The sequence below is a fragment of the Microcystis sp. T1-4 genome, from assembly GCF_000297435.1.
Lineage (GTDB): Bacteria > Cyanobacteriota > Cyanobacteriia > Cyanobacteriales > Microcystaceae > Microcystis.
Genome location: NZ_CAIP01000021.1, coordinates 11,997 through 23,847 on the forward strand (window position 1 = coordinate 11,997; position 11,851 = coordinate 23,847).

The window sequence follows — 11,851 nt, forward strand, 5'->3', positions numbered from 1 at the left end:
TAGTTAAGTCCCTAAAATCAAGCGCTGACGGTGAAAATTAAGCAGCGAAATTTCTTGGCCAGAAACCCGTTCTAACATCTCGACGATATGATCGGGCTGCAGTAAAGTGCCATCATTGCGACAACTGCCCACATAGCACAAAACGGCTTCTTTGTCAACAGTTTTTAACTCTAATTCATATAATTGTTCTCGCAGATTAATCGTGACTTTTTTGCCGGATTTGGTGGTTTTTTCCCGTTCCATCACCGTTGCTTGCTTAATTGCCTCGAGCCAATTTTGCCACTGTTGGCAGTCAATTCCCTCGCTATTAAAAGTGAGCAAATACTCGGCTTTTTCTAACAAACGGGTGGCAGCAGGAGCATTTAAGGGAATTTCTTCCACCTGATAAACCGGCAAATCTGCGGGTAATTGCGCGCTTAACTGTTGTTTAAAAGTCTCTAAATCGATTACTTTTGTCAATTCAAAATCGACAATCTCACCGCTACTGGTTGCTCCCAAGGATAAAGCATTAGCGATCGAAATGCGCGGACCGGGGTGAAATCCACCAGTAAAGGAAATAGGAATAGCAGCCCGACGGACGACGCGATCAAATAAACGCACCAGATCCAAGTGGCTAACTAGGGCCATTTCGCCAATTTTGCCAAACCAAACCCGAATTCTTTGGGCGCGTTCTTGATTGGGTTGAAAATGTCCGGCAAAAGCGGGAATCGCAGGCGCTTCAATGACGATATTATGGCCAAAATCGACGCTACAAACGCCACAATGGGAACAACCCTCAAAAGAACAATCGGGAACCGTTGCCGCGTCTAGGGCGCGTTTTAAGTCCTCCTCTAGCCATTTTTTATCGATACCGGTATCCAGATGATCCCAGGGCAAAGGACGCTCTAAAATATCTTTGTCTGTATCGGCAAAAATATTCCATTCTCCCTGTTCTACCTGACGATATTTCCAAGTTAAACCGGATTCTTCGATCGCCTGTGACCATGCTTGATAGGCTTTTTCTGTATTATCCCACCAAGCATCCATCCCCGCTCCCAATTGCCAAGCACGCAGCACCACTTTCCCTAAACTTCTGTCACCGCGACCGATAAAATCTTCCATGGCCGAGATGCGGACATCGGTATAATTGACTTTTACCCCTCTCATACCCTGGAATTCCTGTTTTAATAACTCCTGTTTGCGGATAAATTCGGCCGTGGAGACGGAATGCCACTGGAAGGGGGTATGGGGTTTAGGCGTAAAATTCGAGATAGTTAGGGTAAAATCGAGGGGTTTCCGCTTCGGTAAACGACATTCCCGACGCAACCAGCGCACCGTTTCCACGATACCGATGACATCCACATCGGTTTCCCCCGGCAAACCGATCATAAAATAGAGTTTGACCTTATCCCAACCCTGTTCGACGGCAGTTTTTATCCCTCTGAGTAATTCTTCGTTGGTTAACCCTTTGTTAATTACATCGCGCATTCGTTGGGTTCCCGCTTCCGGTGCAAAGGTTAAACCCGATTGACGATTGCCCCCAATTATGTTAGCAATATTTTCGTCAAAGCGATCGACTCTTTGACTGGGTAAGGATAGAGATATATTCTCATTCTGGAGACGGTTTTTAATCTCCATACCCACGGCAGGTAAAGCTAGATAATCGGAGCAACTGAGAGATAATAAGGAAAATTCGTTATATCCTGTCGCTCGCATTCCTTTTTCAATCGATTCGATGACTGCTTCCGGTTGCACATCCCGCGCGGGACGGGTTAACATCCCCGGTTGACAAAAACGACATCCCCGAGTGCAACCGCGACGAATTTCCACCACCAGGCGATCGTGAACCGTTTCCACGAAGGGAACTAAACCGATAGAATAGGCTGGGATAGGAGTGGCTACCCGGCGTAAAATTCTTTGCGGTACATCGTCACGATTGGGGATAACTGCACCGATTGGGGTGACATCGTAGAAACGGGGGACATATACCCCCGGAATTTGGGCTAAATCTAGTAATAGTTCTTCTTTGCTTAGATTAGCTAGTTTACCTTCTTCTAAAATTAAACCGATTTCTGGCAATAATTCTTCGCCATCACCGAGGGCGATAAAATCAAAAAAGTCGGCGTAGGGTTCGGGGTTAGAGGTGGCAGTTTGTCCCCCAGCAAAAATTAGCGGATAGTTACCCGAGTCTCTTGCTCTCCAAGTCAAGGGAATTGCCGCTAGGTCGAGCATTTCTAAAATATTGGTGGCTCCTAGCTCGTAACTGAGACTAAAACCCAGAATATCAAAATCGGTGAGGCAACGACGGGATTCTAGGGCAAATAGGGGGGTTTTTGTCTGTTTGAGTTTTTGGGCTAAATCCGGTGCGGGTAGATAAGTGCGATCGCAAAGTTGGCGGGGTTGAGCATTGAGGATATTGTAGAGGATAATATGGCCGAGGTTAGATGCCCCCACTTCGTACACTTCCGGATAGGTTAACACCCAACGAACCACAGCACTTGCCCATTCTTTATGTTTAGCACCTAACTCGTTGCCCAAATAACGCGCCGGTCGAAAAATGTCGGGGGTAAGCAGTTGGTCTAAAGCAATAGTCACGGCAATCTACCTCAGATATCGTCAGCAATGGGTGCTTTTCTACTATAGCAGCCAGAATCGAGTCAGTTATCAGTTATCAGTTATCAGTTATCAGTTATCAGAGTTCAGTTCACTGATTACTGTTTACTGTTCACTGAAAATACTTCCCACTTCCCCATCTCCCTAAAATTCCAGAGGTTATAAGATAATTAAGCGACGATGAAAGAACCGTTAATTGAATTGAGAGGAGTATCGAAAAGATTCGGGGATAATGTTATTCTCGATGGTTTAGATTTAACCATTTATCGAGGGGAGGCCCTGGTAATTATCGGGCCGTCGGGAACGGGAAAATCGACGGTTTTACGGTTAATTGCGGGATTAACGGGGATAAATGGCGGAGAAATTCGTATTAAAGGTCAATTGCGTCAGGGATTGCTAGAAGATGGTCGAGAAGCGATGCGAACTTCCTTAGTTTTTCAACAAACGGCCCTGTTTGATTCTCTCACCGTCGGGGAAAATGTCGGTTTTTATCTTTATGAACAAACTAAGTTAAAAAAAGCCAGAATTAGGGAATTAGTGGAAAAAAGCCTGGAAATGGTCGGTTTACAGGGAATTAGTGACCTTTATCCTTCGGAACTATCGGGGGGAATGCGTAAACGGGTGGCTTTTGCCCGCGCTATTATCACTAATCCCGATAATCCGTCCGATAATCCCGAATTACTGCTGTATGATGAACCTACCGCCGGATTAGACCCGATAGCTTCCACAATTATCGAGGATCTAGTGCGGACTCTCCATGAAAAATCGGGGTCTGCGAACACTTATGTGATGGTTTCTCACCAACAAAGTACCATCCGACGCACCGCCGATCGAGTAGTATTTCTCTATCAGGGAAAAGTGCAATGGCAGGGATTAGTGGCAGATATCGATCGTACCGATCATCCCATGATCCGGCAATTTTTTAGCGCCAGCATTGAAGGCCCGATTAGGACAATCGTTTAAGCTAGATTAAGCTAAATTAAGAACTATCGAGAATGAGAGAAAAATCATGCAGAGTTCGCGAGCTTTACGGGAAGGAAGACTGGGTTTATTTGCCCTAGGCGGATTATTGGTCTTTGGGGCGCTCGCTATCTGGGTTCGCGGGGGAGGATTTGGTCAAAGAACCTATCAATTAATCTTCGAGTTTGCTGACGTGGAAGGGTTACAAGTCGGGGCGCCGGTACGTTTTCGCGGGGTGAGAGTGGGAAGAATTACGAGTTTTATCCCGGGGAGTAATCAAGTGGAAGTTATTGCCGAAATCGCTTCTGCTACCTTAGTTATGCCTAGGAAGGTAACTGTTACTACCAATCTTTCCGGATTAATTGGGGAGGCAGCCATCGATATTACTCCCTTAGTTTCTTTAAGTGCTGAGGCCAAAAATCTCGACCCTCTGGGTCTCGACTGTGATCAACAGCTAATTCTCTGCAATAATAGCCGTTTACAGGGGACAACAGGAACACAATTAATGTCTAGTGTTGGTCGTTTAGTGGATACTTTTACCAGTCCTGAATTTGTGGGTAATCTCAATGATGTCACCAAAAATACCGCTATAGCAGCCAAAAAAATCGCCCGTTTATCCGATGATACCTCCCAGACTATCCGTAATGCTCAAAGAGAACTCTCTCGTCTATCCTTGGAATTAGCTGCCACCAGTCGCTCGGTCACTAATACAGCTAATAATGCCTCCCGTTTTATCAATACTTTAGATAGTACCGTGCAGGAAAACCGCAGTCAAATCAGCAGAACTTTTCAACAATCTTCCCAATTAGTCGCTAATATCAATGCTGTTCTCAGCGAAAATCGCGGACAAATTGTTGATACTCTCGGTAATATTAATCAAGCTAGTTTAGGTATTGGTAGTCTCGCTAATAATCTCAATAATACCGCCCTGAGGTTGAATGCAGGTTTAGATGAAATTGATACTAAACAAGTAATGCAAAATATCGAGACTATTTTAAATAATGCGGTGGAAACATCGAATAATTTACGAGAAATTACTAAAACTATTAACGATCCTGCTACAATAGTCGTACTGCAAAAAACTCTTGAATCCGCTAGGGTGACTTTTGAAAATACTCAAAAAATCACCTCCGATATCGATGAGTTAATCGGTGATCCCCAATTTCGCGAGAATTTAAGACGTTTAATCGATGGCTTAAGTAATCTGCTTTCTTCCGGGGAACAATTAGAATATAATTTGCGTATCGCTCAAACTTTAGATACCATGACTCAAGAGTTAGCTAAACAAAAAGTTTTGACCATCTCTCGACCTTTAAATCCTCAGCAAATGCAACTCTATCCCCAAGTTATCGTTCAACAAACCCCCACCGGTGAAAAATGACAAAACAGCACAATTCAATAGATTTTCATGGATCATTCAACAGTAATCAGTGAACTGAAAACTCACATCTGATAACTGATAACTGATAACTGATAACTGATAATAATATGTCGAAATCAATTTGTATTACTCTTGGAACTCGTCCTGAAGCGATTAAATTAGCTCCCGTTATTCGTGCTTTTCAAGAATCGGAACAGTTTCAAACCCATGTAATTCTGACGGGACAGCATAAAGAAATGGTAGCGCAGGTGATGGAATTATTTGCTTTAAAAGCAGATGAAAATCTCGATATTATGCAAACTCGTCAAACTTTAACCGATATTACTTGCCGTAGTTTACGGGGTTTAGAAACAGTTTTTGAGCGCATAAAACCAGATTTAATTATTGTGCAAGGTGATACTACCACTGCTTTTGCTGCTGCTTTAGCGGCTTTTTATCAACAAATTCCTATCGCTCATGTGGAAGCAGGATTAAGAACTAATGATATCTATAATCCCTATCCCGAAGAAGCTAATCGCCGCCTAATTTCTCAACTGACGACCCTACATTTTGCTCCCACTACTTTAGCCGTAGAAAATTTACAAAAATCTGGGGTTACGGGCAATATTCACCACACCGGTAATACAGTTATTGATGCTTTATTAACCGTAGCAAAAACCGCACCAGAATGTCAAATTGCGGGCTTGAATTGGTCAGATTATCGGGTTTTATTAGCCACGGTTCACCGCCGGGAAAATTGGGGCGAACCGTTACAGGATATTATCAAAGGATTCACTTTGTTACTAGAAAAATATGCCGATACAGCCCTATTATTACCCCTGCATCGCAATCCTACTGTCCGAGAACCAATTCAGTCCGCTTTGGGCAATCATCCCAGGGTATTTTTAACCGAACCTCTCGATTATGCCGAGTTAGTGGGGGCGATTCAACGCTGTTATTTATTATTAACTGATTCTGGGGGCATTCAAGAAGAAGCCCCCAGTTTAGGAAAACCTGTTTTAGTATTGCGAGAAACCACAGAAAGACCGGAAGCAGTACAAGCGGGAACCGCAAAATTAATTGGGACTAATCCAGGGCAAATTTTAGCCGCAGCGGGAGAATTATTAAGGGATAAAATCGCCTATGATCGTATGGCTAATGCCATTAATCCTTTTGGAGATGGACAAGCATCCCAAAGAATTCTCCAAATCGTCCAAGATTTTTTGGCTTAATCTATGACTACTTGGTTGGGTATCGACCCCGGATTAGCGATTGTCGGTTGGGCTATTCTCCGGGATAATGGTGAGTTAATGCCGATTTTAGTCGATTACGGCACGATCGAAACTTCTAAAAATCTTTCTACTGCCCAGCGTTTGATTGAAATTGAACGGGATTTAAAGGAGTTAATCGCAGAATATAAACCGGGGGAAATTGCCGTAGAAATGCCCTTTTTTAACCGGCAAATCAAGGCAGCTGGTGGAGTCCTGCAAGCATTGGGAATTATCAATCTGGTTAGCTGCCGCGATGGGGGAATTGAACCGATTTTCCTCCATCAAGCTAGTTGGAAATGTCATCTGGGCCATGGTAGGGCCACTAAAGCGGAGGTGGCCGAACAAATTAAGTATTTATTCGGATTGACAAAAATGCCCATTAATGATGCTGTAGATGCTATAGCGATCGCCTATGCCGCTTTTAGTGGCGTTCGCAATCAAATCTCTTGAAGCAATTTGACCCAATTGGTCAAAAAATTTAGCTGACAACTAAAAGCCATCTTTGGATTTACTATAATGGGGCTTGACAGGTGGTATCAGTTATATCACCATAAGCGAATGCGTAATACCCGTCCTATATCTTGGATTAAAGCGGCACGGAAAGATTTTCAAAAGTTTCCCAAGGAAGCCCAAGAAATTGTACTTGACGCTTTAACTATTGCAGCAGAAGGGGCAAAATCATCCCTAACCAAGCCTTTTAAGGGGATAGGTTCTGGTGTGTTCGAGATTGCTCTACCTTTCAAGGGGGATGCCTATCGAACTATTTATGCTGTCCAGTTAGGTGAGGCTATCTGGGTGATTCATGCCTTCCAGAAAAAATCCCCAAAAGGGATCAAAACACCACAGCAAGAAGTCGAAGTTATCAAAGCACGGCTCAAGCGATTGAAGGAGGAACTCTCATGAGTGAAGAACAATTTGAACTGGTACAAGGTAGCGGGAATGTGTACCGCGATTTTGGCGATGTAGATGCGGACGTGCGACAAGCGAAAGCACTGCTTGCTGCTGAAATTATCAAGGTTCTGGAGAAGGAAGACTTATCAACCCGCGATGCTCAAGTGCGAACTGGAATTAATCACAGTGAATTTGTTCAGATTCGCCATGCTAATTTGGAACGCTTTACTATTGACCGTTTGATATCAATTTTGGGTCGTCTCAATCAACAGGTTGAAATTACTATTACGACCTATCCAAGACCGACTGATTCTTCACCAATGGCATCCTAACTGTAATTGAGTGTGGGTCGATGGGAACGACCGCGCCACCAAGCTAGTAGGGTACTAGCGATAAAAATACTCGAATAGGCCCCCGCTACGAAACCAATAATTAAAGCTAGGGCAAAATATTTTAAGGTCGTGCCACCAAAGAGAAAAATCGCCACCAGAGGCAATAAAGTGGTCAGGGTGGTATTAATCGAACGAGTTAGGGTTTGACTCACCGCATTATCGACAATTTCATCCACGGATAATTCGGGGGTATTAGCAAAATTTTCCCGGACGCGATCATAAATTACCACTGTGTCATTAACAGAAAAGCCCACAATTGTCAAGAGGGAAACCAAAAATAAACTATCCACTTCTACCCCCGCAATTAAGCCTAAAACCGCAAAGACCCCTAAAGTGATCAAAACGTCGTGCAGCAGGGCGACAATGGCAAAAAAAGCGTAATCCCGTTGAAAACGGAAGCTTAGATAGACGGCAATGCCAAAAAATGACACTAATAAAGCTAAAAATCCCGACCTAAATAATTCTTGACCGATGGTGGGCCCGACGGTATCGATTTGACCGGTTTCGGGGTCAAAGGTGCCAATTTTCTGATTTAAGGTGTCGAGTAATTTTGTTCTCTGTTCTTCTGCCAGGGTTTTAGTCCGCACCGATAAAGTATATTTATCCAACACCTGCACACTACTGTTACCCAATCCTTCCTCGTCTAAAATTGCTTGCACTTCGGCAGTAGTTAAGGGTTTCTCACAGGTATTCTTTTTAGCACAGGCTAATTCTATCTGAATTCTCGTGCCACCAACAAAATCTAAACTCGGTCGCAAAGGCGCTTGAATAGTGAACCAAGAAATCACCATGGCCAAAATACTACCAATCGTCAGCAAGGCCGAGACTGTCCACCAAAAATTACGCTGTTTTGTAACGTTAAATGCCATATCGATTAAGTAAAAAGTAAAAAGGAAAAAGGAAAAAGGAAAAAGGAAAAAAGGGATTTGGGGAGTGGGGAGATTTTTCAGTTATCAGTAAGCAGTAATCAGTGGGGAAGTGGGGAAGTGGGGAAGTGGGGAAGTGGGGAAGTGGGGAAGTTGTCTCATCACCCTATCACCCTATCACCCTATCACCCTATCTCCTCCTGACGACCGACTCCTGACTCCTGACTCCTGACTCCTGACTCCTGACTCCTGATAACTGATAACTGATAACTGATAACTGATAACTGATTATTGATTTGTCGGTAAATTAGGGCAGAAAAGTTGGGGTTTTTGACGGACGCTGGGGACGTTTAACACGGTGATTAACAGGAGAGTACGACTACAGGTTAAAGCGGTAAACATACTCACAGCTACCCCAATGGCTAAAGTTAAAGCAAAACCCTTGACTAATCCCGAACCCAACCAAAATAAGGCAGCACAGGCGATTAAAGTAGTGACATTACTATCGAGAATACTGGAAAAAGCCCGATAAAATCCCGACTCCACCGCCCGAAATAGGGATTTTCCCGCTCTTAATTCCTCCCGGGTACGTTCAAAAATCAGTACATTAGCATCAACTGCCATACCGATACTGAGGATAAATCCAGCAATACCGGGTAACGTCATCGTGACTCCCACTAAGGCAAAAGCCCCCAGAGAGAGAATAGTATAGATAATCAGGGAAATATCGGCAATAATACCGGGTAAACGGTAATAAACCGCCATGAAGATTAAAACTAACAGTAAACCCACTAAACCAGCGTAGATACTGCGACGGATGCTATCCTGCCCTAAAGTTGCCCCGACGGTGCGAATTTCTTCCACTTTGACGGGGAAAGGTAGGGAACCACCGCGCAATTGAATCGCTAGATCGTTGGCAGTTTCGGCGGTAAAATTACCAGTAATCACGGCCCGGCCTCCTGTAATTCCCGTTTGGGCAAACTGCACATCGACTACAGGGGCGCTAATTAATTCATTATCGAGGAAAATCCCAATACTGCGACCAGTACCCGCAATCACTTTAGTCAGTTCGGCAAATTTATTGCCCCCTTCCGAGTCGAAAGTAATGGCCACTTCCCAGTTAGTGCCTTGGGTGGAACTAATAGTGGCATTTTGCAGATTTTTTCCGGTTAAGTCCACCGATTCAAATAAATTTAAAATTGCCTCTTGAGATTTTTGCAGAGATTGTTCTAGTTCGGCAATTTTAGCGGCATTTTCGGGTTTATTCTCAGTTTTGAGGGCGGCTAATTCCGCTTTTTTTTGTTGAAAAATCGAGTATTCAGCCCGGAATTCTCCTTCTGTACCTTGTTTTTGCTGACGAAATTCTAATTGGGCCTGAACATTTAGGTTTCTCTCAGCTTCTTTGGGATTTGTAACCCCTGGTAGTTGCACGATTACCTGATTTTTACTGTCCACAGTCTGCACTAATGATTCAGAAACACCGAGGGCATTAACGCGATTTTCAATCACATTTTGTACGGCTTTTAAATCATTAGGTTGAATGGTTTTGACGGTTTCAGTGGGTTTAACCTGAATGGTTAATTGACTACCACCGCGCAAGTCCAAACCTAATTGTAGGGGTAACTTAATCAGGATGATGATCGAGGCAACAACTAGGCCGATGATCAGTAACAATAACCAATTTTGTCTCTGCATAACTTCAGTATCAAAAGGAGAATTTTTTAAATGCGATCACCGACCATTTTTTGGACAGCTTCGACAATTTGATTAGGTTGAATAATCGTCAATCTTTCTAGATTACCGTTATAAGGTGTGGGGATATCTTGGGAAGATAATCTTAACACGGGGGCATCCAATTCATCGAATAACTGCTCGTTAATTAAAGCAATTAACTCAGAAGCAATTCCCGCCGTTTTCATACATTCTTCCACGATAATCACCCTGTGAGTCTTGCGAATCGAAGCGGCAATCGTCTCCATATCAAAGGGTTTCAGGGAAATTAAATCGATAATTTCTGGATCATAGCCATCTTTTTCTAACTGTTTTAATGCCTGTAAACAGTGATGACGCATCCGCGAATAGGTGAGAATGGTGATATCTTCTCCCTTGCGAACGATTTCGGCTTTATCGAGCGGTAAAAGATACTCGGTATCAGGTAAATTTTCCTTGAGATTATAGAGAAGAACGTGTTCAAAGAAAAGCACGGGGTTATTATCTCTAATCGCCGATTTTAATAAACCTTTGGCATTGTAGGGAGTGGAACAAGCGACAATTTTTAGGCCTGGTACTGCGTGAAAATAGGCCTCTAAACGTTGGGAATGTTCCGCCCCTAATTGTCTGCCCACACCCCCCGGACCGCGGATAACCATAGGGATTTTAAAATTACCGCCAGAAGTATAACGTAACATCCCGGCATTGTTGGCAATTTGGTTAAAGGCAAGCAGAAGAAAACCCATATTCATGCCTTCAATAATCGGACGTAATCCCGTCATGGCTGCCCCCACTGCCATGCCCGTAAAACTATTTTCAGCGATGGGAGTATCTAAAACCCTTAAATCGCCATATTTTTTGTAGAGATCTTTGGTAACTTTGTAGGAACCGCCGTAATGTCCCACATCTTCACCCAAAACAAATACTGTCTGGTCCTGGCCCATTTCCTCATCGATCGCCTGTCGCAAAGCATTAAATAATAGGGTTTCTGCCATATCAAGTCCCCGCTTACAATTCGGTCATCTTATCACTAAACTTATTATCTTACCCCTTTTCTGGCCCGAAGGGAGTGGGAGGTTCTGACAGGTGTAGGTTTATTACAAAGAGGTGAGCAGTCATACCAAATCCGTTTTTAATAGTGTGATTAACTCTCAAGTTATGAATTGTTTCTACCGACACCCCACACCCCACTATCCTATACTTTTTAAACAGGATTTAGTCTCACACACTCAGGGTGAGACAATCAAGCTAGAGATTTAGAGGAGCCTCGTGAAAGGCAATGCTGAAAAACAAATATCTCAAGCAGTGGTCGTGCATAGTTTCAGACGAGGCAAGAGGCACTCTTGCAAAAGGCAAAACACTGGCCTGCTTAACCCAGAGCTTGCCGAACGCCTTTGGTTAACTATGGCTGTAGCCACTCTCTGGATGGTTATGCTGGGTGGAGAAGCAGAAAATCAATTTCCGAAGTGCCAATTTGTCGCAACTTCCCCCCCCCAACATACTGTCTTTAGAAAAACTCTCCATCTCAAACCCTTAGGTCAGATTTCTGGTTTTCTGCTGGGTTCTATTACCCTAATTGCTGATTTACTAAAAGGTTTGTCGATTCACCTTCATCGTTGGAGTTCTTTCCCTCCTACCCTCGTTAATGCTTTTTACCACTCCCGTTCCTCTTAGTTGTAAAATACTTACATCTGTCAGCCTCTCCCCTCTCCCCACTTCCCCATACCGTTGAAACAGGATTTAGTATTACCGGTGACAGCAGCTACCCAGTTCTTTTTGTTATTTGTTATCCTGATTGTTAACAATTTG

At 43.6% G+C, this 11,851-nt stretch carries 11 protein-coding genes; 7 read left to right on the forward strand and 4 right to left on the reverse strand.

Features of this window, described 5'->3' with window-relative positions:
• Positions 1–3 precede the first annotated feature (3 nt).
• Positions 4–2,574 (reverse strand): TIGR03960 family B12-binding radical SAM protein, encoded by a 2,571-nt coding sequence (locus MICAI_RS01020; RefSeq protein WP_008196496.1) that lies wholly within the window; start codon positions 2,572–2,574, stop codon positions 4–6.
• Between the two features lie 198 nt (positions 2,575–2,772).
• On the opposite strand from MICAI_RS01020, the gene MICAI_RS01025 reads away from it, so the two are divergent.
• From MICAI_RS01025 to MICAI_RS01050, 6 genes are all read left to right on the forward strand, one after another.
• A complete protein-coding gene (locus MICAI_RS01025; protein WP_008196498.1) occupies positions 2,773–3,555 on the forward strand; it encodes an ABC transporter ATP-binding protein in 783 nt (260 codons plus the stop codon).
• 46 nt (positions 3,556–3,601) lie between these two features.
• Positions 3,602–4,933 (forward strand): MlaD family protein, encoded by a 1,332-nt coding sequence (locus tag MICAI_RS01030; protein ID WP_008196499.1) that lies wholly within the window; start codon positions 3,602–3,604, stop codon positions 4,931–4,933.
• A gap of 107 nt (positions 4,934–5,040) precedes the next feature.
• Positions 5,041–6,144 carry a non-hydrolyzing UDP-N-acetylglucosamine 2-epimerase gene (wecB, locus tag MICAI_RS01035; protein WP_008196502.1) on the forward strand — a complete coding sequence of 368 codons (1,104 nt, stop codon included), beginning with the start codon at positions 5,041–5,043 and terminating at the stop codon, positions 6,142–6,144.
• Between the two features lie 3 nt (positions 6,145–6,147).
• Complete coding sequence (locus tag MICAI_RS01040; RefSeq protein ID WP_008196503.1) at positions 6,148–6,633, forward strand: crossover junction endodeoxyribonuclease RuvC; 486 nt, start codon at positions 6,148–6,150, stop codon at positions 6,631–6,633.
• Positions 6,634–6,741: 108 nt separating this feature from the next.
• Entirely contained in the window at positions 6,742–7,086 is a 345-nt protein-coding gene (locus MICAI_RS01045; protein ID WP_232306098.1) for a type II toxin-antitoxin system RelE/ParE family toxin, read from the forward strand.
• Entirely contained in the window at positions 7,083–7,406 is a 324-nt protein-coding gene (locus MICAI_RS01050; protein WP_008196506.1) for a helix-turn-helix transcriptional regulator, read from the forward strand. The genes MICAI_RS01045 and MICAI_RS01050 overlap by 4 nt, the downstream gene beginning before the upstream one ends.
• Here the strand turns inward: MICAI_RS01050 and secF are convergent.
• The 3 genes from secF to MICAI_RS01065 all read right to left on the reverse strand — a co-directional run bounded on the left by secF (position 7,403) and on the right by MICAI_RS01065 (position 11,037).
• Positions 7,403–8,335, reverse strand: coding sequence for a protein translocase subunit SecF (secF, locus tag MICAI_RS01055; protein ID WP_008196509.1), 933 nt, complete (start codon positions 8,333–8,335; stop codon positions 7,403–7,405). The two genes, MICAI_RS01050 and secF, sit on opposite strands and share 4 nt — an antisense overlap.
• 285 nt (positions 8,336–8,620) lie before the next feature.
• Positions 8,621–10,027: a protein translocase subunit SecD gene (gene secD / locus MICAI_RS01060; protein ID WP_008196510.1), complete on the reverse strand. Its 1,407-nt coding sequence runs from the start codon at positions 10,025–10,027 to the stop codon at positions 8,621–8,623.
• A gap of 26 nt (positions 10,028–10,053) precedes the next feature.
• A complete protein-coding gene (locus tag MICAI_RS01065) occupies positions 10,054–11,037 on the reverse strand; it encodes an alpha-ketoacid dehydrogenase subunit beta (RefSeq protein ID WP_008196512.1) in 984 nt (327 codons plus the stop codon).
• Between the two features lie 409 nt (positions 11,038–11,446).
• Between MICAI_RS01065 and MICAI_RS01070 the strand changes: the two genes are divergently transcribed.
• Positions 11,447–11,716 (forward strand): hypothetical protein, encoded by a 270-nt coding sequence (locus tag MICAI_RS01070; protein ID WP_051011137.1) that lies wholly within the window; start codon positions 11,447–11,449, stop codon positions 11,714–11,716.
• Positions 11,717–11,851: the final 135 nt, after the last annotated feature.

Bases quoted from the DNA above. Each gene is read 5' to 3' on its own strand.
- MICAI_RS01030 (WP_008196499.1), top strand. From the start codon at position 3,602: ATGCAGAGTTCGCGAGCTTTACGGGAAGGAAGACTGGGTTTATTTGCC.
- MICAI_RS01040 (WP_008196503.1), top strand. From the start codon at position 6,148: ATGACTACTTGGTTGGGTATCGACCCCGGATTAGCGATTGTCGGTTGG.
- wecB (WP_008196502.1), top strand. From the start codon at position 5,041: ATGTCGAAATCAATTTGTATTACTCTTGGAACTCGTCCTGAAGCGATT.
- secD (WP_008196510.1), bottom strand. From the start codon at position 10,027: ATGCAGAGACAAAATTGGTTATTGTTACTGATCATCGGCCTAGTTGTT.
- secF (WP_008196509.1), bottom strand. From the start codon at position 8,335: ATGGCATTTAACGTTACAAAACAGCGTAATTTTTGGTGGACAGTCTCG.
- MICAI_RS01045 (WP_232306098.1), top strand. From the start codon at position 6,742: ATGCGTAATACCCGTCCTATATCTTGGATTAAAGCGGCACGGAAAGAT.
- MICAI_RS01070 (WP_051011137.1), top strand. From the start codon at position 11,447: ATGGCTGTAGCCACTCTCTGGATGGTTATGCTGGGTGGAGAAGCAGAA.
- MICAI_RS01050 (WP_008196506.1), top strand. From the start codon at position 7,083: ATGAGTGAAGAACAATTTGAACTGGTACAAGGTAGCGGGAATGTGTAC.
- MICAI_RS01025 (WP_008196498.1), top strand. From the start codon at position 2,773: ATGAAAGAACCGTTAATTGAATTGAGAGGAGTATCGAAAAGATTCGGG.
- MICAI_RS01065 (WP_008196512.1), bottom strand. From the start codon at position 11,037: ATGGCAGAAACCCTATTATTTAATGCTTTGCGACAGGCGATCGATGAG.